Genomic DNA, 26127 nt, shown 5'->3' on the forward strand with positions numbered 1-26127 from the left:
CTCTGATAACCTAACGATGTGACAGCCCAAGAAGATCTTGCCCAAAATATCCCAGAGGTCCCAGTTGGACCAGGTGGCCGCGATGCACTGGTCGGCCGCCGGATTTTTCGGTCCCCACTGGCTCGACGCATCACCTACGCGGTAGTTTTTGAAATTCTCGCGGTGGGCTTCACGACACTGATTCTGGCAATCCTTGGTAACGACTCCGGCTCGTCCTTTTTAGTCGGGGTGGTCTCCTCGACGGTAGCCCTGGCATGGAACATGCTGTTCAACTGGGGATTTGAAGCATTCGAACGTCGAATCGGGGTCACCCACCGACCCTGGTACATGCGCGTGACACACGCAGTGTTGTTCGAGGGCGGTCTGGTGACCATGTTGGTACCAGCCATCGCTTGGATCCTTAGCATTAGCCTGTTGGACGCCTTCATTCTAGAGATCGGGCTGTTGATCTTCTTCTTGATCTACACCGCTATCTACGCCTGGATTTTTGACCGGGTCTTCGGGCTGCCCGAACCGGCTGCACACTATCAGCGTTGATCACAAGTTTTGCACTGAGCGGCGAACAGCCGTCGATAAAACCTCCTGCTGACGCATACAGTAGAGGCATGGCTAAAACGCATTTTAAAGGTAACCCCACAAACACCGTCGCCGATATTCCAGCTGTTGGATCGCAGATTCCCGATTCCACGCTGGTGGGCATTGATATGTCCGAAGTGAAACTCTCCGATTATGCCGGTCAGTGGCTGTTGGTTAACAGCTTCCCGTCCCTGGACACTGGGGTATGTGCCGCCAGCGTGCGTGAATTCAACGAACGCGCAGCCAACCTGGAAAATACCGTGGTACTGAATGTTTCCAAGGACCTGCCGTTTGCTCAGGCGCGCTTCTGTGGTGCCGAAGGCATTGAACGTGCTCACACGGCTTCGGCATTCCGCTCAAACTTTGGCATTGACTTTGGTGTTGAACTAGCAGATTCACCGATGGCAGGCCTGCTTGGCCGCTCTGTGGTCGTGGTGAATCCCCAAGGTGAAGTCACCTACACCGAGCTCGTCGAAGAAATCACGAATGAACCAGACTACGACGCGGTCATGGAGCACTTGGGCGCATAACCCATAAAAGAAAACCACCGGCGTGAACTACCAGAATCCTTCCGAACCCGAATCGTCACCAGAACCAGACGATCAACGACCTGACCATTACCGGCAGGCCTCAGAAGAGAGCGCTGGAAGTCCGCCACCACCGCCCGGACCACCACCATATGGTCCGGGCGGTGGTGATCCACAAGCCTTTGGTCCCTACGGGCCCAACACCTTCAACCCCGAGCCTTATCGCACCGGACCACCGGACCCGCCCTACGGTTCCCATCACGACCCGCGATATGATCCCCGTTGGGTCCACTCCACCCACCACCCGACCGATGAAACTCGGTCCATTCCGTATTTCAGTAACGAATACAACGACCCTGGTCAATACTCGAAACCGTCACGACGTCGTCGCGGCCCGCTGAGTCTCATTCTCAACGGCATCGGGATCTTAGCATTCGGTTTTCTACTCATCGGATTTCTTGCCCTAGTCTTTGACTGGGATGGCCCAGACATCGCCGTCGACGACTTCTCCCTGGAAGAATTCTTCGCACCAGATGGTGCATCAGAACAAGCTGATCCGATTATCCCGGACCCCGAGGCCGCGAATGCCAGCCTGGTCGAGCAATTGGACCATGTTCACCAGGGCATCACTGTCGACTGGGAAAACGGTGATCAACACACCGGAAGCGGTCTCGACCCTGGCCAAGAAGTTTCAAAGGCGCCTGGCATCTTCATGGTCGATACTCAGGTCTACCAATACCTCGGGTTCGGTTCTGGCATGGTGCTCAGCTCCGATGGGTTAGCCATTACCAATTACCACGTCGTTGAATCGTCAACCTCGGTGTCGATCACCATGGCTGATACGAATGAGCGCTACTCCGCGACCGTCCTGGGTCGCGATGCCAGTCAAGACATTGCTGTGCTGCAGATCGACACCGATGAGCCACTTGAAGTCGCCTCAATCAATCCGGGCGAAGTTAGCGTCGGCGATACAGTCGCCGGGGTCGGCAACGCCGGGGGACAGGGATACCTGACCTCGGTGGTCGGAGAAATCCAGGGCACCAGCGAAACCATCCACATCGAACCGCAGGAACCTGGTTCACCGGCCCAATGGCTTGAAAACCTCATTATGATCACCGCCGATATTGTGCCCGGGTATTCCGGTGGACCAACGGTGGATGCCAATGGTCAGGTGATCGGGGTATCGACTGCCGCAAGCCAAAACACGACAAACTCCGACGACGCCTATGGGTATGCGGTACCGATCGTCAATGCCTTGGAAGTGGTGGAACAGGTTCTAGCTGGGGATGATTCTGGCGACGTCGTCATTGGCGCTGGGGGAGCGCTGGGGATCGTGGTGTCCTCTGAACCCGATGCCGGAGCACGGGTCATGGAAGTCATGAACGGTTCCGCCGCGCATCAAATTGGGCTGCAGCCAGATGATGTGATTTTAGAAATTGATGGCAACGACGTGCTCAACTCCTCGTATATTTCCCGCTATGTGCGAGATAAAGACCCCGGCGAGGAAGTTGAAGTCGTCTGGCGTACCGTAGACGGGGAGATACGGACCGCCACCGCGGTCCTTGAAGAAGCTTCGATCAACTAATTCCCAGGGTTGTGCGGCTGGAGCTGGTCATCGACGTTGACATCACGGGCGGCGAGCGCACCGGCCAGGGCCATGAGTATTGCCAACACAAACAGAAATACCAACGTCGTCGTCCAGGTGTTGTTGGCCGTATACAACACCCCGACCAGCAGGGGTCCGACGCCGGCCAGAATGTAGCCGACCGGTTGGACAAAGCCTGAGAGTCTGGCGGTGATGTCGTGGTCTACACTGCGCGCTGGGATCAGGCAAATGGCGGTGGCAAACGCCATGCCGCCCACCCCGAGCAGCAACGACCAGAGCCAGCGGCCTTCGGCAGGCCACAAAAATAGGCCAAGGTAGCCTATTGCGCTGAACACCCCAAAGACTACCGGCCAGACCCAAAGGCGTTTGGAACGATCCACGACGGTGGGCATAATGAGACTGCCAACCACCCCGATGCCCGCGGTGACCGACAACAGTAAACCGGACTCATTGGCGCTGACCCCGGCGTCACGGTAGATCTGGGGTAGCCAACCAAACTGGACATACACCTGCGTGGATTGCAGCGAGAAGAAGGCCATCATTGCCCAGGCGGCCGGTGACCGGAAGATGCGCGTGGTGGGGGTGGCATGGGACGGGGTAGGCGGGTAGTCGTAGCCGATGCGTTTGGTCACAACGAACCACAACGCTGCCGGAATGATAGCCAGTACAGCCCACAGGGTCAGGGCGGTACGCCAGCCGATATCGGGGCTGAACCATGCTGAGAAGACCTGGGCGGCGGGCGCGGTGAAAGCGGCACCAATGGCCCCGGCGGCGACGACACACACCGAGTAGACGGTCATGAGTTTGACCGTGTGTTGGCGACCGTGGATTTTGATCCAGGCGGGCATGAGCACATTGGCAATGGCGATACCGGTCAGGCCAATGATCGACAGGATCAAAAAGAGCCACGAATTATCGACCCAGGCGCGCAGCCCAATGCCAAAGACTATGGCCAGCGCAGATAATAAGAGGGTGGCCGAGATGCCAAAGCGCTTGCCGATTCGCACCGCAAGCAGCCCCAGGACGCCGAAAATCAGCCCCGGCAGCGACGTCAAGAAGCCCAGGGCGCCGCCACCAAATTGCATGCCGTCACCGATTTCGGCCAACAACGGACCGATCGAACTCGCCGCAGCCCGTAGGTTTAAGGCCAGCGCGAGTACGGAAATGAACATGAACCCATAGGTCAGCGTCTTGGGCGTGGTAGCAACAGCGGTGCGATTAGACATAGGACCAGTTCTACCCGCAATACTGGCTTTCGTCACGTATTGGCTGAGGCCCGTTTTGTGGTGCTGTGCGAGGTGGGAGGCTGTTTGGCACGATGTGTTCGTTCATGTCTTCGATACGTTCCATAGTTAATCGAGCATCGACTGCTGTCAGGCTTGATCGGCATGTCCCCTCGCCTTTCCAGCGGTGGAGCACCGGTTATGACAGGAGGTATGGACCGTGCAATTTGAGCCCAATACTTCAGCAAAACCACCGGTTCGCGCCCCAATGCGTTTCAAGTGTATATAACGCCTCACGGTGGATCGGTCAGCAACACCCAAGGTGTGCTTTACACTAGTAACGTGGCCAATGCGTACACACCTACAGTATCTTCGGCCGCAGCACATCTTACATTTCTACCTTCAAACGAGGTATGCCCATGACCAATCAGACCGCCACACGTGATGACCTTCGTAATGTTGCCATTGTCGCCCATGTCGACCACGGGAAAACGACCCTGGTCAACGCCATGTTGACCGCGACCGGGGCATTCGGCGAACACAAACAAGTCGAAGATCGTGTGATGGACTCTGGGGAACTGGAAAAAGAAAAGGGCATTACCATCCTGGCCAAGAACACCACGGTGTTCTACTCTGGCCCGGCGTCCAATGGCGAACAGGTCACGATCAACGTGATCGATACGCCAGGACACGCCGACTTCGGTGGAGAAGTCGAACGCGGCCTGTCTATGGTCGATGGTGTTGTCTTACTCGTGGACTCCTCGGAAGGTCCACTGCCACAAACGCGCTTCGTGCTGCGTAAGGCCCTAGAAGCTGCCAAACCGGTGATCCTGTTAGTCAATAAAGTAGACCGCGCCGACGCCCGCATTGACGGGGTCGTCTCAGACTCGATGGACCTGCTGCTGGGGCTGGCTGAAGACGTGGCCAAAGATGTCCCAGACCTGGATTTGGACGCCGTCCTCGATGTTCCAGTGGTCTATGCCTCGGGTAAAGCCGGTCGCGCGTCGACCGTACAACCCGCCGATGGACAGCTACCAGACAACGAAGATCTGGAACCGCTATTTGCAACGATCATGGAACACATCCCGGCGCCAACCTATGACGAAAACGAGGTCCTGCAGGCCCACGTCACGAACCTGGACTACTCCTCGTTCCTGGGCCGTTTGGCGTTGCTGCGTATCCACAACGGTACGCTGAATAAGAACCAGACTGTGGCATGGTCCTCAAAAGCTGGCATCAAGAACGTCAAGATCACCGAATTATTGCAGACCAAAGGTCTGGAGCGCGTACCAGCAGAGTCGGCTCGCCCAGGTGAGATCGTGGCCGTGGCCGGTATTGAAGACATCATGATCGGTGACACCTTGACCGATCCTAACGACCCGAAACCGCTGCCGCAGATCACGATTGAAGAGCCCTCGATTTCGATGACCCTGGGCGTCAATACCTCGCCGCTTGCTGGCAAGGTCAAAGGCGCGAAGGTCACCGCACGTCAAATTCGAGATCGTCTCGACCGTGAGCTCATCGGTAACGTGTCGCTACGTGTCCTGCCGACGGATCGCCCCGATACCTGGGAGGTTCAGGGCCGTGGCGAGCTTGCACTGGCTATTTTGGTAGAACAGATGCGCCGTGAGGGCTTTGAACTGACGGTCGGTAAACCTCAGGTTGTGACCAAAGAGGTCGACGGCGTTCTGCACGAGCCGATGGAACTGATGACCATCGATATTCCGGAAGAACATATGGGCGCTATCACGCAGCTGATGGCTTCGCGCAAGGGTGCCATGGAGAATATGGTCAACAACGGTACCGGTTGGGTTCGCATGGAATTCAAAGTCCCTGCCCGTGGTCTGATTGGGTTCCGGACGCGCTTTTTGACCGAAACACGTGGCGCCGGTATTGCGTCATCATATTCCGCCGGTTACGAACCGTGGGCCGGGCATATCGTCTACCGGGCTACCGGTTCGATTGTGTCAGACCGGTCCGGAACGGCGACCCCGTACTCGATGATCAACCTGCAAGAACGTGCATCCTTCTTCATCCAGCCCGGCGCCGATGTCTATGAAGGCATGGTCTTGGGCGAAAACTCGCGGAACGAGGACATGGACGTCAACATCGTGCGCGAGAAGAAACAGACCAACGTTCGTGCCGCGTCGTCGGATAACTTCGAAGGTCTCACCCCACCACGGATCTTAACACTGGAAGAATCCCTGGAATGGGTTCGAGATGACGAATGTGTCGAAGTGACACCGGAAGCTATCCGGATGCGTAAGGTTGTGCTTGATGCTAATGACAGAGTCAAACTTGCCCGCGCCCGAGCACGCGCCGAATCGCAGTAACCACGCCACGACTATCGGCTGGAGCCTGGCAGGCATCCTGCTGGGAATCCTCACCGGGGCGATCGGCACCGTACTGCACCTGAACTCATACTGGACCGGCAGCTTCGGTCTGCCCTGGGGAGTCGTGTTGGCCCTGGTGATAGCCTGGCTGGCCCAGTGGTGGATCGGCCTGCGCAGTGTCAGCATTGTGGCCACCGGTCTGACGGGTATTGCTCAGTATGTGACGCTGGCTGCGATGGTTGCCCTGAATCAGGGCAACCACTTCAGTGTGCCGCTCAATGACCAGACCTGGGAGTTTGTGCCCCACCTGGTGATTGCCACGTTGGCCTGGAATATCGGCATCGTCGCGGTGACCCTGTTGAGCCTGATTCAGCTAGCCCGGACGATGCGGCGGACCAAAGCTGAGCTTGCGGCCAACCAGTCATATCTGACACCCGCTGTCGGTCCATGGGATAAACAGTAGACTGTATGACACGAAACGCTGTGAAGGAGCAACGCGAAGATGACCTACGTAATCGCCTTACCGTGTGTTGACCTGAAGGATAAATCCTGTGTCGACGAATGCCCGGTTGACTGTATCTATGAAGGCGAACGCATGCTGTACATCCACCCGGATGAATGCGTGGACTGCGGTGCCTGTGAACCCGTCTGCCCGGTAGAAGCTATCTACTATGAAGACGACACCCCAGAAGAATGGGCCGATTACTACGATGCGAACGTGGAATTCTTTGACGACATCGGCTCCCCGGGAGGCGCCGCCAAGCTTGGGTTGATCCCCAAAGATCACCCGCTAGTTGCCGCTCTTCCGCCACAGGAGCATGACGTTTAATGCTTGACCTGCCTGAATACCCTTGGCAGTTGCTGGCCCCATATAAAGCCACCGCGCAAGCCCACCCCGACGGTCTCGTTGATCTGTCCATTGGCGCGCCAGTTGACCCAACGCCAGACGTCATCCAACACGCATTGCGCTCTGCCACCAACTGGCCCGGCTATCCCGGTGCCTCTGGCACAAATGAACTCCGCGATGCCATTGCCCAGTGGTACCAGCGACGTCGTAGCGTCAAAAATTTGACCCGTGACAACGTGGCCGCCACCGTGGGTTCCAAGGAATTTATCGCCTGGCTGCCACTGTTACTGGGACTGGGCCCCGGCGACGTTATTGTGTATCCAACCGTTGCGTATCCGACCTATGACATCGGTGCCAAAATTGTGGGGGCCACATCAGTCACCGCGGATTCCCTGGCTGGCCTTGATGATGAGACTCGGGACAAGATCAAGTTGGTCTGGGTGAACTCACCGGCAAACCCGACCGGCATCGTCCAGGAAGCCAGCGCACTGCGGGCCGTTGTCAACGATGCACGTGGTCTTGGTGCTGTTGTCGCCTCGGATGAATGCTACGCCGAGCTTGGGTGGGGTCGCTGGGAAACTGAACTGATCCCATCAATTTTGCACCCCCAGGTTGCTGGCGAGGATTTCACCGGTCTGCTATCGGTGTACTCGCTGTCGAAACAGTCGAATATGGCCGGCTACCGGGCGGCTTTTGTTGCCGGCGACACGAAACTTATTGCAGCACTGATCAACTTGCGGTCACACACTGGCATGGTGGTGCCCGGACCTATTCAGCAGGCCACCATCGCGGCCCTGGCAGATGAAGCTCACGTGGCCGAACAAAAGGCGCGGTACAGGGCCCGCCGCGAAAAACTTGTGACCGCTATCGAAGCTGCAGGATTAGTTATCGATCATTCGCAAGCAGGTCTGTACTTGTGGGTGCGCGACCCAACGGTCACCAATCCCACTGCTGACGATTCCTGGGAGCTGGTCGATCGCTTCGCCAAGGCAGGCATGCTGGTGGGCCCCGGAGTGTTTTACTCATCGGCAGGCAACGGGTATATCCGCATTTCCATTACCGCGACTGATCAGGACGTCGATCAAGCAGTACCCCGACTCAGAGCGGGGTTATGATTACAACGTTTGGCCATAAAGTTCCAAGCGTTCCTAAAATTGGTAAATTTGAACGGCAGAGCCATAACGAATAGTGCCACTGATCGGTGGCCATAGTGCAAGCGTCACTTTGCACGGACAAGAGGGAAAACCATGACAGATAAACACGACGGCAAGCTTACGGTAGGCAATACCAACGTAGACCTGGCACGTGTTGAAGCAACTGCGGGTAACGATGGTCTAAGCATTGCCAAGGTGCTGCGTGATACCGATACCGTCACTTACGACCCCGGTTTCATGAACACCGCCAATGCTCGCTCAGCCATCACCTACATCGACGGGGACAACGGTATTTTGCGTTACCGTGGCTACCCAATCGATGAGCTGGCACAAAAGTCTTCCTTCCTGGAAGTCGCCTACCTGCTGATTTATGGTGAACTGCCGACCAGTGATGAGCTTGCGGCCTGGGATCAGAACATCCGTTCGCACACCATGTTGCACGAAGACATCAAAGCCTTCTTTGACGGATTCCCACGGAACGCACACCCCATGGCAGTCTTGTCTTCAGCGGTCTCTGCACTGTCGACTTTCTACGAAGATTCTTTGGACCCATTTGATGAAGAACAGGTCCACATCTCGACCATCCGCCTGATGTCCAAGGTGCCAGTCTTGGCAGCATACGCGTACAAGAAGTCGATCGGTCAGCCGTTCCTTTACCCGGACAATTCGCTGAACCTCACCGAGAATTTCTTGCGTCTGACTTTCGGGGTTCCAACCTCACCGTTTGAGCTGGACCAAGACATGGTCGATGCGTTGGATATGCTGCTCATTCTGCACGCCGACCACGAGCAGAACTGCTCGACCTCCACGGTTCGTCTGGTTGGCTCGTCGCACGCTAACATCTTTGGTTCGATCTCAGCCGGCATAAACGCCTTGTTTGGTCCACTGCACGGTGGCGCCAACGAGGCCGTACTGAACATGCTCGACCAGATCCAGGACGAGGGCGTCAGCCCAGAAGACTTCATGGACAAGGTCAAGAACAAAGAATCAGGCATCCGACTGATGGGCTTTGGCCACCGCGTCTACAAGAACTACGACCCACGGGCCCGCATCGTGAAATCAACCGCCGAGAAAATCCTAAACAAACTTGGCAGCAACGATCCACGCCTGGAAATCGCCATGCGTCTGGAAGAACGCGCCCTGAACGATGATTACTTCATCGAGCGCAAACTCTACCCGAACGTCGACTTCTACACCGGGCTGATCTACTCCGCGATGGGCTTCCCACCGCGCATGTTCACCCCGCTGTTCGCACTGGGTCGTCTGCCCGGTTGGATCGCACAGTGGCGTGAAATGATCACCGACCAAGAAACCAAGATTGGCCGTCCACGCCAGGTCTATGTTGGTGAAGATCTGCGTCACTACCCAAACGCAAAATAATCGGTACCTAGATGATTGAGGCCCCACTTCGGTGGGGCATCAATCGTTAACGAGGCTATGACGAACAGTGCCGGGTCGTGACGTCGCTGGCTGCCGAGACATCAGGCTGCAAACCGGTTGATTCTTCCCACCCAAAAAACGCTTCATCAAGCGATCCTTGCGTCAGGGCCGTGCGCAAAGCCTCAGCAAGGGCGTCACACTGTGATGGATCAGTACCGATCCAATATTGGTGTGGTTCTAGCAACTCGTCGGCCACTTCGGCTGCTTCGTCGTCTGCAACATCTGACCACGACAGCAATTCGTAGTTGGATCCTAGATTCGGGTCCATCAACACACCAGCAAGTTGCAGATCATCAGCGGCGATTGCGTCATAGCGTCCCGAACGCATCCCGACTTCGCACTCGGTGACGGTTTCTTGGATCGTGATGTTATCAAGCGGTAGCTCAGCCGCACCAGCGACCGAATTTTCCACGACACAAACGGGTGCCTCGACCAATTCCTCGGCTGAAGTGATCGTCTCTAATGGCGTGATGGTGGGTGGAGCAGCATTTGTCTCATCCGGTGCTTGTCGGATCAACAGAGCTGGATTGACGGTTGCATAGGGACCGACCCAGCCCAGTTCATCAGTCACCTGTGCATCAGATAGTTGACCGAGCATAAATTCCATATCACCAGCTTGAACGGCTGCTACTGCATCGTTGGCCGAACTGATGGGAACCCATCGCAGCTGGCTTTCTGGACCGGGGGTGTCTAATTCAGCTACGATCGCCTGGGCTAGTGCGATCTCCGCGCCAGCTGTCTCAGCAGGATCACTACCTGAGGCCAACCCGGGGGAGGATAATGCCACTCCGACGCTGACAACTTCTTCAGGGACCTCAGCATCTTCTGCTACCGGCTCCTCAGTAGTATCACAACCACTGAGGGCCGCAGCCAGAGCAACCATCGCCAAGCTTGCTGATGATACCTTCAAACGACGCACGAGTTTTTTAGTCACGTTCAGACACTAACCCAACAATTGCGCCAATCCCAATGGTTGCGCACAAAACACATGGGTTAGTAAGACCCTGCGCCGAGTATTCTCTGGGCTTGATCGCTGGTGATGAACCAAACGCTTACTTGCTGTCCTGCTTGGCCGTACAAAATAAGTGATACCGGTAGTCAACCCGCACCAAATGCCGATAAGTGTGGGCGGATGCCATGATGCCCAATGCCTGTGTTCACCTGGAATTGTGGCGTCCGACAAGCAAGGTTAGAAACTTCATGAGACAATAGCACTATGGGCGATGCGATACTGATGATTGAAATTCTGGTGTTAGGTGTCCTAATCATCGGATTTTTAGCACTCATGGTCACCCGTGGCCAACAGCATGTGGTCAAACCCATGGCTGAGCCACTCCCAACATTACCCCCGGTGCTCTTACCGGAGGCGCAAGATGTTACCGCCCGAGATATTCAAGACATTCGTTTTGCAGTTGGACTGAGAGGATACCGAACCGACCAGGTCGATCAGGTACTCGCTCGACTTTCCGCAGCGATCGAAGCACGTGATCAACAGATCGCTGATCTGCGCCAAGTCGCGGGCAATCCTCAGCCCTATTCCAACGAACAATCCTAGAAAAATGTCGACCGTTCGCGTCGCGGCATAGACGCGTATAGAAAGGAACAGTAATGGCTGCAATGAAGCCTCGTACCGGTGACGGCCCAATGGAAGTTGTCCGTGAACAACGAAAACTCGTAATGCGTATTCCCACCGACGGTGGTGGACGTCTTGTAGTGGAACTCAACGACGAAGAAGCTGAGGAACTCAAAAACGCCCTATCCGGTGTAATCAACGTCAGCTAATGACTGTTTGACCCTAGACCCGGGTCGCCAATAATAACCCTGTACCAGTAGGCAGCAGTGTGGAAGTACGCCAAACAGAGGTGTCATCACGAAGCGTGTTGCCAACCTCGCGAAGCATCACCGTGGACGCCTCCCGTACAGCCGGACGTGGCACCCGATCATGATCTAATGCATCATGAATGATCACCATGCCACCGGAGCGCAGCACACGTGCTGCTTCGGTGACATGGTATTCCAACAGCAGTGGATCTGCATCAATGAACACCAGATCATAGGCGGACGCCGACAGCTTGGGCAATACTGTTCGACCGCGTCCTGCAATCAGCCGGGTAGTGGAACTGGGATAACCATCGGCCACGAAAACCTCACGTGCCGCACGCTGCGCTTCAGCATCCGGATCTAATGAGGTTAATACAGCCCCGGCGGGCGCACCGCGCATCAAAGCCAAACCTGATACGCCTGCTCCGGTGCCTAATTCCACCATGGTTTGTGGTCTGGACGCGGCAGCCAGGAACGTCAGGACCGATGCGGTGCCTTCAGATACCGGCGTGATACCAAGTTCTGCTGAACGATCACGAGCCATCAACAGTACATCGTCTTCAACTGGACGTGCCTCGGCAAAAGCCCAGCTAGCGTATTTGCCGGTCTGTTGTGGGCTCAGCGCCTTCATAACTTGTGTACTCCCGTTGATCGTTGACGTCTGCGCGACATATGCTCACTACATTGTAAAGCCAGCCAGACACGTTATCGTATTCATGCCAAACAACCATTGACGTTTCAGAATATTCTCAGAATCTTTTGCCACAATGAGTGGAGTTTGGAATTATAGCTAGATGACGACTTAACCACGGAAGCGAGGACGTTGATGAGCAGAAGTCCATCAAACTTCGCTTTTCACCCCCGTTCCAAGTTCGATGCGTTCCTGGAAGGACAATTGTCCTCGACCGCAGACGAACGAGTCCGAGCACATCTTGCTGGATGCGACCAATGCGCCAAAGAAGTCGAACAACGTTGGTCTGCACTGTCGATTACGAAGCAGCTAGAACGCTTATCCCAAGATGACACTCCCACGCCAGTTGGGCAGCAGCCTGCAGCCGTAATGCAGCCCAGCGGTGTAGCAGGCTGGAAATTCTTAGCGAGTGCCGGAATTGTCGGACTGGTCATCGTCGGTGTCTTTTTTAGTCTGTGGATGCTTGGGGGAGATGAACGCTCGTATGAATCGGCTGATTCCACGTCACCTGCCTTGATTCCTGAAGAAATTGAAGTCGTTCAAGCAGACCCACAAGACCTCATTCGTCCTACCCCCAGTGACGATTCGACCAAAGTGCCCACAGACTTCGGCACGTCACGTGCCCAACTGTCGTATAGCAGTGCACCACTGGGTATTGACGGGACGCCGATACGGCTGACTTCAGTGAGTGATCTCCGTGCGGCAGGCTGGACGATCCCACAATTCCGTGCTCTTGGCATGACCTTTGAATCTGCCGTCTTTGATGAAGAAGACGGACAAGTCTATGTGGTCTCGATCTTCAACGGCACGACGGTCGATAGCGAAGATCAAACCGTTGTGCGCGAATGCCGTGTCGAAAACGAAGATGGTTCCGTGACAGCCTGCAGCCGCCTGGACTTTACAAAATCAGCAGCTGATGAGGTCTCGCTACCGGTTGCAGAAAACGTCTGGGTCTACACATATCCGGATGGTTCGTGGACAGCGTACATGTCGACCAATAAGTCCCAATATCGGGTCGATTCGACGTCAGATGCAGATTATGCCGGCGGAATCATGTCGACATTATATCTAGAAGAGAAATCCCGCCTGAGCTCCAGCACTGACCAAGTCGAAGAAGGCGTCAGCCAGCGCTTCGAGCGCGGAGTAGAGCGGTTATTGGGCCGTTAGACGCCTTCCCTCACCCGCCGACCACCACCATTTCGGGTAAGCTGTAGCCAGTATGAACATCTTTGGTATTAATGGTGGCGAGCTGATCATCCTCATCGTGCTCGCCTTGCTACTGTTGGGTCCCGAAAAGATCCCAGAGTACCTTCGGAAGCTACGCGAATGGGTCCACAAAATTCGCGTGCTCGCTGAAGGTGCCAAAGAGCAGTTCAAAGAAGAAACAGGCACCGATTTTGACGAGGTCGACTGGAAGAAATACGACCCACGTCAATACGACCCCCGTCGAGTTATTCGCGAAGCCCTATCTGAACCGATCGAAGATCTTGAAGCGTCCATGCTTGATGCCAAGAGCACGGTGCAGGATGCCGCAGATACAGTGCTCGATAAGCCCACGCCACGCCCGGCACTCACGCAAGCAGAAATTCTTGCGGCTGCCGTACCGATCGATCAGCTCGACCAGCAATCACAGTTTCCTGACCCGAGTAAACCGGCTGTTACTCAGCAAGCCGTGCCTGCTGCAGGGGTAACAACGCAACAAGCGGCCAGCCAATCAGAACCGACTGCTGTCGACCAACAGCAGCCTGCTGAGGTCGAACAACTCACCGAGACTGTTGAGCCTGAGACGGTTACAACACCGTTTGACTCTGAAGCTACTTAGGGGTCACCGGGAGCTTGCGTCCGGACAATCCTCGGGGTGTACCAGCTAATTGGTCCACGATCATATTCAGCGCTTGACCAGCTGGCGTATCAGCGGACGTCACCACCGATGGGGTACCGGCCTCACTATCAGCTCGTAAAACAGGATCCAGCGGAATCGAGCCCAGCAGCGGAACATCTTTGTCTAACACTTCGGTCAGTCGAGTACTGACCGCCTGGCCGCCACCCGAACCGAAGACTTCAACGACGGTGCCGTCGGGCAGGCGCATTGGCCCCATATTCTCAATGACACCGGTGACCGGCTGATTCGTTTGAGTCGATAATTGCCCGGCCCGAGCAGCGACCTGAGCGGCGGTGTGCTCGGGAGTGGTGATGACCAATAATTGTGCATTCGGCAGCAACTGCGATGTGGAAATGGCAATATCGCCGGTACCTGGCGGCAGATCGATCAGCAGCACATCTAGGTCGCCCCAGTAGACATCGGTGACAAACTGTTCTAACGCACGATGCAGCATCGGTCCCCGCCAGGCGACCGGCTGATCAGAGTCCAAGAACATGCCAATCGACATGACCTTGACGCCATACGCAACCGGCGGCATGATCAAGTCTTCAACCTTGGTGGGCTTGGCTGTGACACCAAGTAAGCCAGGGATCGAAAACCCATGAATATCAGCGTCAATGAGTCCCACCGCAAGTCCGCGCTCGGCTAGCCCCACGGCCAGATTTGCGGTGATCGTTGACTTACCAACCCCACCCTTGCCGGATGCCACCGCATAAATTTGGGTCAGTGTGCCCTCCCCGAATGGGTTGCGCGGCCGAGAAGCCGTCAGATGCTGTTGTAGGGCCACCCGCTGTTCTGGGGACATCGTCGTCAAACGGACCGACACCTTGCCATCGACCAGAGGTTGTACAGCAGCGGCCACGTCGGCATGAATCGTGTCCTGCATTGGACATCCATCGATCGTGAGCCGGATTCCCACCGTCACGTCGTCACCGGAAAATTCCACTGCAGACACCATTCCCAGGGTGGTGATGGGTTTTCGGATCTCTGGGTCAATGACGTCGGACAGGGCGCGCCAGGCCGCCAGTTCATGGTCTGTAGCCGGGGCCGTGTCAGGTCCGAGAATGCCACGTGGATAGAGCTCAGTAGTGGTGGACATGGGCTGGTCATTCTCCTTGCTCACAGCGCAATGTGGGCGGGGTGGTGGAAAGTCTGGCTGACAGGGTAGAAAATGGACTCTATGACTATGTTTGGCCCCGGAGCCCCCATTGGATCGCCACTGCCACAGGGACAGCTGATTGGCAACTACCGTTCATATGAAGCTGCGCTGTCTGCAGTAGATCGAGTCGTTGAAGCCGGGGTGGATCCGAGGTTTCTTTCTATCGTAGGGCGTGATCTGCGTTCGGTCTATCGGTTGCGTCACCGGCCAAGTTATGCCGCAGTTGCTGGACGAGCTGCGCTGCAAGGCGCATTTTTCGGCGTCTTTATTGGCCTGTTGATCTCCATGATGTCTGGGGGACAGGACCTGGCCATGACGATTGGATCAACTGTGGTCATGGGTGCCGTTATCTGGGTGCTGTTCGGCGTGATCGGTGAGATGATGCGTCGTCGTCAATTGAAATACGCCATGATTCCCACAATGACGGCGGTCAGCTACGATCTGGTGGTTGATAATTCAGTTGCTGATCAGGTCAGCTCTGTGCTTGGCCCACAGCCCACGGGGACCCCGTCACGACCGGCGCCTGCACCTACGCCTGAGCAGGCGGAGCAGCCTGGAACTGATGCGAGTGACGAGAACAGCCGTGGCATCCCAGATCTGCCGGATGGCCGTCCGCAGTACGGTGTCCGGGTCGATCCGACACCGGACACCGATCAAGACTCAGACGAGTCGCAGACCCGCTAGCTGCGCCACAGATCGGCCATCCACGATTCGATGTCTTCAATCGTGCGTGGCAGGTGAGCCGACAGTGATTCGGCGCCGTGAGCGGTGACCAGAATATCGTCTTCGATGCGAATCCCGATGCCCCGGTATTCTTCCGGAATCGCCAGGTCTTCGTTCTTGAAGTACAGTCCCGGTTCGATCGTAAAGACCATGCCTTCTTGCAGGGGAGCATCCAGGTACATTTCTCGACGAGCCTGGGCACAGTCGTGAACATCCAGCCCGAGATGGTGTGAGGTGCCGTGTGGCATCCACCGGCGGTGATGCTGTCCGTCGCTAGACAGGGCCTCTTGCACGGATACCGGCAGCAGACCCCAGTCATCAAGGTGGTGGGCTAACACCTCCATGGCGGTGTTGTGGATATCGCGGAACAACACTCCGGGTTTGGCCGCATACAGTGCAGCATCGGCGGCAGCCAGCACCGCGTTATAGATCTTGGCCTGTACCGGGGAGAACGTGCCGTTGACCGGCAGGGTTCGGGTGATGTCAGCCGTATAGAGCGAATCAGCCTCCACACCCGCGTCAACTAACAACAGGTCACCCTCATTGACTTCTCCGGTGTTGCGGATCCAGTGCAGCACCGTGGCATTATTGCCGGCCGCAGCAATCGTGTCATAGCCCAGATCGTTGCCTTCTAACCGGGCGCGGGCAAAGAATGCTGTCTCAATGACGCGCTCACCGCGGGCGTGCTGGGTGGCCTGCGGGATGGCTCGGACGATGTCTTCGAAACCGCGGATGGTGGATTCTACAGAACCCCGCAATTCGGCGATCTCAAATTCGTCTTTGATCAACCGCATTTCGGATAGGAACTCTGCCAGCTCGCCGTCCATGGCATCAGAACGTTCTAGATCCACACCGGTATTAATGCGAGACGTATCGACCAGTGCATCAAGATTCTGATCCGTTTCGCGAACTAAGCGGATGCGTGTGCCGCCAATTTCCACGACCCCGGCGTCTACCGTGACGGCGTATTCCAGCTCGGAGAGATCCTTGGTTGGAATACTCGTACGTTGGTGCAGTTCTTTCAGCGTCGGTTGCGGACCAACCCAGAATTCACCGGTCTTGGTGTTTGCATAGAACTCTTCAGAGTCCCGTCCCGCTAGCGGCCGGAAGAACAGGGTCGCCACGTGGTTACTCCCGTGATCGCCGGTGCCTTCCGCAACAGGCTGCATGACCAACACCGCTTCTGGCTCATGGTCAACGCCCAAACCGGTCAGGTGGGCAAAGGCAGAATGGGGGCGGAACCGGTAGTCGGTGTCATTGGAACGAACCTTGGGTGCACCGGCAGGAATGACCAGGCGATCCGTCGGGAATCGTTTCGACAACGTGACACGGCGCTGTGCAGCATATGAGGCGGCAGCATCCGGTTGAAAATCGATGTCTTCGGTCTGTTGCCACTGAGAAGCCATGAACGCTTTGAACGCGTCTGATGATGGACGATGAGACCGGTTTTCGACACGGTCTTCCATGGGCTGATCTTGGGCAGCGGGCTGTACGGCATCAGATGGTTGAGTCATACCTGCCATCTTCCCACGATTGACCAGACATTCGATGTGACACAGCGAAATTCGCAACTAGCTTGTGCGCACTGGCTGCTGTAGGGACGTTTGCGAGTCGCGTGAAGCTGCCACATTCAGACCTGGGCTAGTACAATGACGACTTATGGCCTTCGACATGCACACTCATTCGAATTTCTCGGATGGTACGACTTCGCCTGCGGATGTTGTCCGCGCAGCGGCACATGCCGGGCTTGAAGGGGTTGCCATAACCGATCACGATACGACCGCCGGATGGGAGCCTGCCGAAGAAGCCGCCCAAGAACACCAGATCGCCTTGATCCGAGGTATGGAACTATCCACGGTTTCTCGAGAAGGCATCGCTGTGCACGTGCTGTCATATCTGCACGATCCGACCAACTTAGATTTGCTGGCGGAGATCGCCAAATCGCGCAATGCGCGCTATAAACGAGCCAAACGCATGGCCATGTTGTTATCGGCCGACTTTCCGATCACCTGGGAGTTAGTCAAAGCACAAACGACCGTGGAATCTACTATTGGGCGTCCGCATCTTGCTGACGCATTGGTGCAGATTGGTGCGGTGCCGAACCGGTCAGCTGCATTCGATACGATTCTGCGGGGTGGGTCCAAATACTATGTGCCGCACTATGCCCCGGATCCGGTGTTAGGCGTTCAGTTGATCCGCAAAGCCGGTGGGGTACCGATTTTTGCGCACCCGATGGCTAAAGTGCGTGGTAGAACCGTCAGCAAACGCCTGTTTGATGAAATGCTCGACGCCGGACTGGCCGGGGTAGAGGTGCATCACCGAGATAACAGCGGCAGCGGCAAAGAGTGGCTTTTGGAATTCGCGCGACAGCACAACCTGCTGGTAACCGGTTCCTCGGATTACCATGGCACCGGCAAACCGAATCGCCTGGGCGAGCACGTGACCTCCCGGGAAACGGTGGAGGCCATCGAGGCCCAGGCGACCTCGGGCTATAAAGTTCAGTGGAACGGGATCTAGACGCCCACCAACGCGGCTGCTGGCAGTCGTTTGGTCATCACATCAATGGCCTGTGGATTCTGATCCACGAGCACGTAGCGTCGTCCCAATTGCTGGGCGGCAGCGCCTAACGTACCGGAGCCGGCAAAGAAATCCAGCACCCAGTCGCCGCGTCGTGACGAGGCAGCAACCATCCGGCGCACCAGCCCAACGGGTTTCTGCGTCGGGTAGCCGGTTTTTTCTTTCCCAGTGGGGGAGACGATCGTATGCCACCAGACATCGGTGGGCATTTTTCCGCGTTCCCGTTTTTCTGGTGTGACAAGTCCAGGTGCCATATATGGTTCGCGATCAACTTCTTCGGAGTCGAACCAGTATTTGCTGGGGTCTTTGACATAGACCAGGATGGTGTCGTGTTTCGCTGGCCAACGACTACGGGATTTGCCGCCGTAGTCATAGGCCCAGATGATCTCATTGAGAAAATGGTCTCGCCCGAAAATCATATCGAGCATGACCTTTGCATAGTGGACTTCACGGTAATCCAAGTGCAAGTACAGCGTGCCGTCTTCGGCAAGGATTCGCCAGGCTTGTTCCAAACGTGGTTCAAGAAAGTCCCAGTAGTTGGTAAAGGCGTCATCATAAGACGCCAGCGCACCACGTAGCGTCTCATATGAGTGCCCACCAAAACCGACGCGGTCGCCCTTGCCGTTTGCAACCCGGACCGTCTTCATCTGGGTGCGAGACTGTGTGCGCCCGGTATTAAACGGGGGATCAACATAGATCATGGTGACCGATTCATCCGGTACCGAGGTCAAGAATTCCATGTTGTCGGCCAGGATGATCTTATTGTCACCCGAAAAAATTGCGCTCATTGATGTTATGCGTCACCCTTTGAGCCACGGTCGACTACCTGGCCGTTCTTGCGGCGTGTACGAGTGCGTTGACGACGTGGCTTCTGCTCAGATTTTGAGGTTGATTCCTGAGATTTCTCGGATCGATTGGACCGGGTACGCTGACGCTGACGCCCCTGGCCACGACCGCGAGACTGACCATCCCGACCACGACCGCGCTGCTTGCCGCGGCGTTTCTGATCCGGACCACCCAGTTCTTCCTGTTGCTCGGCGTCTAAACCGGCACGGGTGCGTTGTGATTTTGGCAGTCGTCCCTTGGTGCCCTCCGGGATATCAAGGTCCTCATACAGGTGCGGGGAAGCCGAGTAGGTTTCAACCGGTTCAACTTGCTCGATCTCTAGGGCTTGGGCGATGAGTCTCCAGCGGGTGACGTCTTCCCAATCCACCAGGGTTACGGCGATACCTTTTTGTCCGGCGCGCCCGGTGCGTCCGACACGGTGCAGGTAGGTGTTTTCGTCTTCGGGTGCTTGGAAGTTGAATACGTGGGTGACGTCGTCGACGTCGATACCACGGGCAGCAACATCGGTGGCCACCAGCACATCGATCTTTCCGTTACGGAAGGCCCGCAGAGCTTGTTCGCGGGCGCCCTGGCCGAGGTCGCCGTGGAGCGCGCCGGCGGCAAAGCCACGGCGTTCCAGTTCTTCAGCCAGCCGTGCAGCGGTGCGTTTGGTGCGAGTGAAGATGATTGTCAGACCGCGACCGCGTGCTTGCAGGGAGCGGGCGATGAGCTCATCTTTGTCCATGTGGTGCGCCCGGTATACCAGCTGGCGGATATCGCGTTTGACCAGCGAATCATCTTCTGGGTCCGATGCTGAGATATGGGTGGGTTGGACCATGTAGCGGCGAGCCATTGTAATGACGGCGCCTGGCATGGTGGCCGAAAACAGCATTGTCTGCCGCTGTTCGGGCACGGCTTCTAAGAGGGTTTCCACATCCGGGAGGAAACCCAGATCCAACATTTCATCGGCTTCATCAAGTACCACGGTGCGGATTTGTGACAAATCCAGGTGGTTTTGTTTCATCAGGTCAATCAGCCGCCCGGGTGTTCCCACGACGACGTCGACGCCTTTTTTCAGGTCGTCGATCTGTGGTTCGTAGGCGCGACCACCATAGATTGAGCCAATGCGCGCGGAAATGTGTTTTGCTGCGCCTTCCAGATCTTTGGAGACCTGGACTGCTAGCTCACGGGTGGGGGCCACGATGAGGGCCTGTGGTGCGCCGGGAATGGGGAGGTCCTGGTACCCGTCATCTTTAGGGCCCAGGACCTTATTGAGTACCGGTAGGCCAAAACCGAGGGTCTTACCCGTTCCGGTTTTAGCTTGACCGATAATGTCATGATTATCCAGCGCGATAGGTAGCGTCATGGACTGGATGGGAAATGGACTTTCAATACCTTGATCGGCCAGTGCTGCAACGATTTCGGGTCGTAAGTCGAAATCTGCAAACGATTCTTGATTGGTATTTGTCACGATCGAATAAGTTCCTTAAAGCTCGGTTTTCAACACCTTGTGGTGCTTGCGGAGCCGATCGTGGATTAGTCAAAAGTAACAGATACGCATACACGTACGACCGGTCATCCGGGGTGAAGTTCATTAGATCCAAACATGTGGACCAGTATCCAAGTCTACCTGGTGGAAGGGTCGGTGAAATCTAGCCGGCGATAAAGCCGACGCGACGTGCGGTAGCGTCACCAATTTCAACGTAACCTAGGACGCCGGCTGGCACAATAATAGTGCCACCTTTGTTGTCGGTCAGTTCGAGGTTGGCGTTGTCGTTGACTGCTGCGCGAACTTTTTCGGTGACATCTTCTTTCGACATCTCGGTTTCAAATGCGATCTCGCGGGCAACGTTCTGGATGCCAATACGAATTTCCACGGGTAGTCCTCCTAGAACATGGGTATTCATGGTGTGTCTGTCATCAATTAGCTTAGATCAGTTTGTTCGTGAAATCGCATAGCTTGATGCTCGCTACGCTGGGGGATTATTGGATAAATCAAATCCGATGGCGCCATAGGCGACGAATCGACACGTATGTTCCACCGCGGTCTCCAACGGAATATTTGGGTGCGTTGGGTGCTGGCCGCGGTATTCTTCGGCCCATCGGGTGGCCATGAACAAAACACTGGATGCAATACCGCGGGTAATAAATCGCGAGCTGTCGACATCCAGAATCGAGTTATCCAGGATATACGGGGAGACGAATTCCACTAACTCGCGCAGGAAATATTCCACGCGTTCTTCGAGCTCGTTGGGATTGTCCATCGAGGTATCCAGCAGCAGCCGGTAATGTCCGCGTGGATCTGCGGTGAACTCAAAGACGCCGTGCACGGCTTGATAGGCGACTTCTTCATCTGCGGTCGCCGAATCCGGGTTAACGGTTTGCATTGCGGTGGTAATGCGAGTGCGGAGCGTTTCGAGCTGGCCGTCGATCAGCGTGAAGAACAGATCGCGTTTATTGGCAAAGTGCTGGTATAACACCGGTTTGGAGACTGCCGCACGCTGGGCAACGTCATCCATTGTGGTTTGGGCGTAGCTGCGTTCGGCGAAGACATCGAGCGCCACATCGATTAATTGGGCGCGCCGTTGATCGCGCGGTAGGCGAGTCGGGGGCGCAGTAGTCTTCGACATTTTCAGCTTCCTATTCTGGGCTGATGCGTATGAGATACCACGGCGGGCGGTTATGCGGTGCGTTGTTGTGCTTCGCTGGTATCCAGTTGTGCCGCAGCTACGGTATTGGTGCGGCCATTGTGCTGGCGATCTTTGGTAGCTTCAGCAACATCCAAGCCGAACACGGTTTCTAAGGCTGCCTCATACTCTTCAAGCGTGCCATTGGCTGCAGCTTGACGAGCACGCACGGTGGGTTCGTGCAGAATCTGACGCACCATGCGACGCATTGCTAGTTGAACCTCTTCAGCGGCAGCAGTGCAGCCGTGCCGATCTTGCACTCGGGCCATTTCTTCTTCCAACACGGCCATTGTGTGACCACGCAGGGTGACAATCGCATCAGCTGCCGTGCGTTCGCGTTTTTCGGTGAGGTATTCATCTACAGCTTTATCGACCAGCTGATGTGCCTGGGTGATCGAGGCTTGCTGCTCGGTGGGGGCGGCCATTTTGACCGACTCTAAGGTGATGAGATCAACGGCTGGTAGATCGCCGATGGCCGGATCAAAGTCGTGCGTTAAGGCAAGATCTAAGACGGTGAGGCGGTGGGTTGCGCCTTCACGCAATTTTTCTAACTGGGTGGCACTTACGGTTCGTTCGCCACCGGAAACACCAATGAGTACATCGGCTTCAGCAAAGGCACCTTCAACATCCGAACCACCCAGGGCCATGGCCCAGTCGCCGCGATCTTCAACGAACTGTTGGGCACGACCAGATGATGAGTGCACGGCCACATTCTTGGCGCCACGAGCTTCAAGCTGAGCCAACGTGGTGCCGGCATACGCGCCAGTTCCAACCAGGAGAATGTTGGCATCTTTCCAGAAACGCTGAGCACCGACAACCGAAGTCCCGGCACGCAATTCTGTAGCCAAATCCAAAGCAACAGAAACGATGGAGCGGCCGGTGGCGCCTAATGCGGTTTGAGCTCCGATGTCTTTGGCGGTGCGGGTGGCGGTTTCAAAAAGTTTGGTGAGTGTGCCCGTAGTATGCCCGGCTTCACGAGCCTCGGACAGCGCGCGCCGGACCTGTCCGGCAATTTCCCGTTCGCCTACGACCGCGGACTTCAGTCCCGAGCCAACTTCAAAAAGGTGGCGCACGGCAGCATCATTCCGGTAGAGCTTGAAGGCTGCCGCAACGTCGTCATACGGCATATCGGTGGTTTTAGCGATGGTGCGCAAAATCTCTTTGGATGCCTGTTCAACATTTTGCGGGGAACCGGCCTCGGCGTAAATCTCGACGCGATTGCAGGTTGACAGCGTCACGACGCCGGCCACGGCGTCGGTAGAGACAGTTTCGGAGACCTCCGCAGAGCCGCTAGCTAACTGCGCCACCGTCTCGAGGTCCAACCAGGTGTGCGCCGCGACTAATGAAAACATCACCACAATGCCTCCCATGGTACGAAATTTGGCCGCCGGAACAAAATGCACCCCGCGGTTTCGCTGTCGGGGTGATCAGGCCGATTGTGAGGACACGTACAGGCAATGGTGCTCTGATCCTGGAATAATGAACTGTCATGACCCAAGCGTTTTCTCAGTCTCCGGCCCTGCCGGCAACCCATCCACTCATGACCGACGACGCGGAACGTTCGACCGCGGAGTCTGCACTGATTAAAGGTTATCGAGGTCAGGAGGGGCATCGTCGTCCCGTCTGGTTTATGCGCCAAGCTGGCCGCTCGCTACCGGAGTATCGGAAACTACGCGAGGGCACGACCATGCTGGAATCGTGCCTGATCCCCGAGATGGCATCAGAAATTACCTTGCAGCCAGTTCGTCGTCATGACGTTGATGCTGCGATCTTCTTTTCCGATATTGTCATCCCCTTGAAACTGGCCGGTATTGGTGTCGAAATCCAGCCCGGCGTCGGCCCTGTCCTGGATGCACCGATCCGCTCAGCCGAAGATATTAATAAGCTGCCGGAACTGACCGACGACATATTTGAGCCCATCACGGAAGCGGTCAAACTTACCGTCGCTGAATTGGGCCCGCGTCCCCTGATCGGCTTTGCCGGCGCCCCCTACACGGTGGCCGCCTATATGGTGGAAGGTCGCCCGTCACGCGACCACCTGGGTCCGCGTACGATGATGCATAACGACCCGGAATCCTGGGACCGGTTGATGGCCTGGACCGCGGAAGCTTCCGGGCGTTTCTTGCGAGCACAGATTATGGCCGGTGCCTCCGCAGCCCAACTTTTTGATTCCTGGGCAGGCTCACTGTCTCGCACGAATTACGAGACCAGAGTGATGCCGTACTCCAAGCAAGCCATTGAGCACATCGCGGATCTGACCGGTCCCACCGGCGTTCCACTGGTGCACTTCGGTACGGGCACCTCGGAGATCCTGGATCTGATGCGTGACACCGGAGCCTCCGTGGTCGGAGTCGACTACCGACTGCGTCTGGATGAAGCAAACCGCCGACTGGCCAACACCCCCGGACCAGATGGTCGCACTACGGTGCCACTACAGGGCAATATTGACCCGGCGCTGTTGTCCGCGGACTGGGATGTTTTAGAAGCCCACGTGCGCGACGTCATTGCTCAGGGTGCTGAAGCCCCAGGCCACGTGTTGAACCTTGGTCATGGTGTGCCCCCGACCACCGATCCCACCGTGCTGACGCGTCTGGTGGAATTGATTCACTCGATCGATTACTAAATGCCCCACGTTGTTGTCATTGGTGCCGGGATTGCCGGGCTGACCGCAGCCTATCGCGCGGTCAATGCCGGGCATCACGTCACGGTGCTCGAAGCCGAGCCCACCGCTGGCGGGGCCATCGCCCCGGCCACCTTTGACCTGCCTGAAGGCCAGCTCACCGTTGACGCCGGCGCCGAAGCTTATGCCGCCCGATCAACCCACATGACTCAATTGCTCGAGGGGCTTGGTCTGGCCAATGAACTGGTGACCCCGAATCCGGATGGCTCCTGGCTCTACCTGCCCGAGGTTGGCGCTGTACCAGCACCAAAACTCGGAATGTGGGGGATTCCCGGTGACCCAGCAGCTGCCGAAGTGATCCAGGCGCTCGGCGCTGAAGCTGCTGTGCGTGCCGCAGCCGATTTGGCGACACCCATGGACGCCTGGGCTAAACGTCGCGCCGAAGGCCAGCCCGTCACCGTGGGTGAACTCGTGGCAGACCGCTTCGGTCCTGTCGCACTGGAACGACTCGTCGCGCCAGTGGTGGCCGGTGTGCACTCGGCCGATCCCAACGACGTCGACCTTGACAAAATTGCCCCCGGCCTGCTGGATAAAGCCATCCAGCGGGGCTCAGTTGCCAAGGCCGTAGCCGATATTCGGGCTGCGGCCCCGCCAGGAGCAGCGGTCAAAACCCTACCCGGCGGGATGCACCGACTCATCGATGCCCTGCTGGACGCCCTGAGAGATCGCGCCGAGGTGCGTTTTGGCACGCGCGTGACCGCACTGGATCCGGCAACACGCACCGTGACGACTCAGACTGGTGAACAGCTGACCGCAAACCAAGTGATCCTGGCGGTGGACGCGCCCAGCGCCTACGACCTGCTAACACCCAGCACCCAGCTGACCAAGCGGCCTGCCTACGGCACCGGCGTGGCATTGGTCGTACTTGTCATCGATGCACCCGGTTTGGATGTGCATCCTCGTGGCACCGGAATGCTGGTATCACCTGCCGTCACCGATGCCCACGCCAAAGCCGCAACGCATGTGACGGCGAAATGGCAGTGGGCCGGTCAGGCCGCCACCAGTCTGGCAGAGCATCGCCACGTCATTCGCCTCAGCTACGGCAGAATTACCGATCCATTAGACGGTTCAGCCCCCGGGCACGACACCGCAGAGGCCGACTTGCTCGCCATGGCAACCAGCGATGCCGCCGCCATGTTCGGACTGGAACACGAGCAGCTGCAGGCCGGACTCGTCGCCTCCAAAATCGTCCGGTGGCGTCGTGCCATGCCACTGACCACACCCGATAACACGACCCGCATTCGCGCAGTGCAAGAAGCAGCGCGCACCACCAATTGGATTCAGGTGACCGGGGCGTGGTTTGCTGGAACGGGCTTAGCCGCCATCACCCAGCATGTAACAGGACTACCGTTGAATCCACTACAGTAAGTTCTACA

Annotated in this window: 26 protein-coding genes; 16 read left to right on the top strand and 10 right to left on the bottom strand. The window is 56.7% G+C overall.

Translation table 11 applies throughout. The features are described 5' to 3' along the window. Positions 1–18 precede the first annotated feature (18 nt). From A6F49_RS13730 to A6F49_RS13740, 3 genes are all read left to right on the top strand, one after another. On the top strand, positions 19–537 hold the full coding sequence (locus A6F49_RS13730) for a PACE efflux transporter (RefSeq protein ID WP_052504984.1): 519 nt from the start codon (positions 19–21) through the stop codon (positions 535–537). 68 nt (positions 538–605) lie between these two features. Beyond that, a complete protein-coding gene (gene tpx, locus A6F49_RS13735) occupies positions 606–1106 on the top strand; it encodes a thiol peroxidase (RefSeq protein WP_043058618.1) in 501 nt (166 codons plus the stop codon). Positions 1107–1128: 22 nt separating this feature from the next. Next, positions 1129–2688, top strand: a complete 1560-nt coding sequence (locus A6F49_RS13740) for a S1C family serine protease (protein WP_052504983.1) — start codon at positions 1129–1131, stop codon at positions 2686–2688. Here A6F49_RS13740 and A6F49_RS13745 read toward each other — a convergent pair. Further along, complete coding sequence (locus A6F49_RS13745) at positions 2685–3935, bottom strand: MFS transporter (RefSeq protein WP_043058617.1); 1251 nt, start codon at positions 3933–3935, stop codon at positions 2685–2687. The two genes, A6F49_RS13740 and A6F49_RS13745, sit on opposite strands and share 4 nt — an antisense overlap. A gap of 416 nt (positions 3936–4351) precedes the next feature. Between A6F49_RS13745 and typA the strand changes: the two genes are divergently transcribed. The 5 genes from typA to A6F49_RS13770 all read left to right on the top strand — a co-directional run bounded on the left by typA (position 4352) and on the right by A6F49_RS13770 (position 9646). Continuing rightward, a complete protein-coding gene (gene typA / locus A6F49_RS13750) occupies positions 4352–6265 on the top strand; it encodes a translational GTPase TypA (RefSeq protein ID WP_043058616.1) in 1914 nt (637 codons plus the stop codon). After that, a complete protein-coding gene (locus A6F49_RS13755) occupies positions 6216–6728 on the top strand; it encodes a hypothetical protein (RefSeq protein ID WP_150119503.1) in 513 nt (170 codons plus the stop codon). The genes typA and A6F49_RS13755 overlap by 50 nt, the downstream gene beginning before the upstream one ends. Before the next feature lie 39 nt (positions 6729–6767). Beyond that, positions 6768–7094: a ferredoxin gene (fdxA, locus tag A6F49_RS13760; RefSeq protein WP_043058614.1), complete on the top strand. Its 327-nt coding sequence runs from the start codon at positions 6768–6770 to the stop codon at positions 7092–7094. After that, positions 7094–8227, top strand: coding sequence for a succinyldiaminopimelate transaminase (gene dapC, locus A6F49_RS13765; RefSeq protein ID WP_043058613.1), 1134 nt, complete (start codon positions 7094–7096; stop codon positions 8225–8227). The genes fdxA and dapC overlap by 1 nt, the downstream gene beginning before the upstream one ends. A 132-nt stretch (positions 8228–8359) precedes the next feature. Beyond that, positions 8360–9646 carry a citrate synthase gene (locus A6F49_RS13770; protein WP_043058612.1) on the top strand — a complete coding sequence of 429 codons (1287 nt, stop codon included), beginning with the start codon at positions 8360–8362 and terminating at the stop codon, positions 9644–9646. 55 nt (positions 9647–9701) lie between these two features. Here the strand turns inward: A6F49_RS13770 and A6F49_RS13775 are convergent, their stop codons facing one another. After that, entirely contained in the window at positions 9702–10640 is a 939-nt protein-coding gene (locus A6F49_RS13775) for a type 2 periplasmic-binding domain-containing protein (RefSeq protein ID WP_150119504.1), read from the bottom strand. 282 nt (positions 10641–10922) lie between these two features. Between A6F49_RS13775 and A6F49_RS13780 the strand changes: the two genes are divergently transcribed. Together A6F49_RS13780 and A6F49_RS13785 are read left to right on the top strand one after the other, a co-directional pair. Then, entirely contained in the window at positions 10923–11261 is a 339-nt protein-coding gene (locus tag A6F49_RS13780) for a DivIVA domain-containing protein (RefSeq protein WP_043058610.1), read from the top strand. 53 nt (positions 11262–11314) lie between these two features. Further along, entirely contained in the window at positions 11315–11488 is a 174-nt protein-coding gene (locus tag A6F49_RS13785) for a DUF3117 domain-containing protein (protein ID WP_067605807.1), read from the top strand. Between the two features lie 13 nt (positions 11489–11501). On the opposite strand, the gene A6F49_RS13790 is transcribed toward A6F49_RS13785, so the two are convergent. After that, positions 11502–12158 (bottom strand): O-methyltransferase, encoded by a 657-nt coding sequence (locus tag A6F49_RS13790; RefSeq protein WP_043058609.1) that lies wholly within the window; start codon positions 12156–12158, stop codon positions 11502–11504. Between the two features lie 195 nt (positions 12159–12353). On the opposite strand from A6F49_RS13790, the gene A6F49_RS13795 reads away from it, so the two are divergent. Continuing rightward, a complete protein-coding gene (locus A6F49_RS13795) occupies positions 12354–13385 on the top strand; it encodes an anti-sigma factor family protein (protein ID WP_082911796.1) in 1032 nt (343 codons plus the stop codon). A 52-nt stretch (positions 13386–13437) separates the two neighbouring features. Further along, the gene (locus A6F49_RS18300; RefSeq protein WP_052504982.1) at positions 13438–14040 is read left to right on the top strand and encodes a Sec-independent protein translocase family protein; all 603 of its coding nucleotides are present in this window, start codon (positions 13438–13440) and stop codon (positions 14038–14040) included. Here the strand turns inward: A6F49_RS18300 and A6F49_RS13805 are convergent. Then, the gene (locus A6F49_RS13805) at positions 14033–15199 is read right to left on the bottom strand and encodes an Mrp/NBP35 family ATP-binding protein (RefSeq protein WP_082911797.1); all 1167 of its coding nucleotides are present in this window, start codon (positions 15197–15199) and stop codon (positions 14033–14035) included. The genes A6F49_RS18300 and A6F49_RS13805 overlap by 8 nt on opposite strands. An 81-nt stretch (positions 15200–15280) precedes the next feature. On the opposite strand from A6F49_RS13805, the gene A6F49_RS13810 reads away from it, so the two are divergent. Then, entirely contained in the window at positions 15281–15943 is a 663-nt protein-coding gene (locus A6F49_RS13810) for a general stress protein (RefSeq protein WP_067605810.1), read from the top strand. Here the strand turns inward: A6F49_RS13810 and A6F49_RS13815 are convergent. After that, entirely contained in the window at positions 15940–17496 is a 1557-nt protein-coding gene (locus A6F49_RS13815) for an aminopeptidase P family protein (RefSeq protein WP_043058606.1), read from the bottom strand. The two genes, A6F49_RS13810 and A6F49_RS13815, sit on opposite strands and share 4 nt — an antisense overlap. Positions 17497–17653: 157 nt before the next feature. Between A6F49_RS13815 and A6F49_RS13820 the strand changes: the two genes are divergently transcribed. Beyond that, positions 17654–18499 carry a PHP domain-containing protein gene (locus tag A6F49_RS13820; protein ID WP_235605000.1) on the top strand — a complete coding sequence of 282 codons (846 nt, stop codon included), beginning with the start codon at positions 17654–17656 and terminating at the stop codon, positions 18497–18499. Here A6F49_RS13820 and A6F49_RS13825 read toward each other — a convergent pair. The 5 genes from A6F49_RS13825 to A6F49_RS13845 form a co-directional block, all read right to left on the bottom strand. After that, positions 18496–19347, bottom strand: coding sequence for a DNA-methyltransferase (locus A6F49_RS13825; protein WP_043058604.1), 852 nt, complete (start codon positions 19345–19347; stop codon positions 18496–18498). The genes A6F49_RS13820 and A6F49_RS13825 overlap by 4 nt on opposite strands. A 5-nt stretch (positions 19348–19352) precedes the next feature. Beyond that, positions 19353–20855, bottom strand: a complete 1503-nt coding sequence (locus A6F49_RS13830; RefSeq protein WP_235605001.1) for a DEAD/DEAH box helicase — start codon at positions 20853–20855, stop codon at positions 19353–19355. A gap of 181 nt (positions 20856–21036) precedes the next feature. Continuing rightward, positions 21037–21291 carry a DUF3107 domain-containing protein gene (locus A6F49_RS13835; RefSeq protein WP_327019971.1) on the bottom strand — a complete coding sequence of 85 codons (255 nt, stop codon included), beginning with the start codon at positions 21289–21291 and terminating at the stop codon, positions 21037–21039. A gap of 63 nt (positions 21292–21354) precedes the next feature. Next, positions 21355–22014, bottom strand: a complete 660-nt coding sequence (locus A6F49_RS13840; protein ID WP_052504981.1) for a TetR/AcrR family transcriptional regulator — start codon at positions 22012–22014, stop codon at positions 21355–21357. Between the two features lie 50 nt (positions 22015–22064). Further along, entirely contained in the window at positions 22065–23429 is a 1365-nt protein-coding gene (locus tag A6F49_RS13845; protein ID WP_082911816.1) for a glutamyl-tRNA reductase, read from the bottom strand. A 131-nt stretch (positions 23430–23560) separates the two neighbouring features. Between A6F49_RS13845 and hemE the strand changes: the two genes are divergently transcribed. Together hemE and A6F49_RS13855 are read left to right on the top strand one after the other, a co-directional pair. Further along, positions 23561–24694: a uroporphyrinogen decarboxylase gene (hemE, locus tag A6F49_RS13850; RefSeq protein ID WP_043058601.1), complete on the top strand. Its 1134-nt coding sequence runs from the start codon at positions 23561–23563 to the stop codon at positions 24692–24694. Continuing rightward, positions 24695–26119 (top strand): protoporphyrinogen/coproporphyrinogen oxidase, encoded by a 1425-nt coding sequence (locus tag A6F49_RS13855; protein WP_043058600.1) that lies wholly within the window; start codon positions 24695–24697, stop codon positions 26117–26119. Positions 26120–26127 lie beyond the last annotated feature (8 nt).

Source organism: Enteractinococcus helveticum (assembly GCF_001657475.1).
GTDB classification, from domain to species: Bacteria; Actinomycetota; Actinomycetes; order Actinomycetales; family Micrococcaceae; genus Yaniella; species Yaniella helvetica.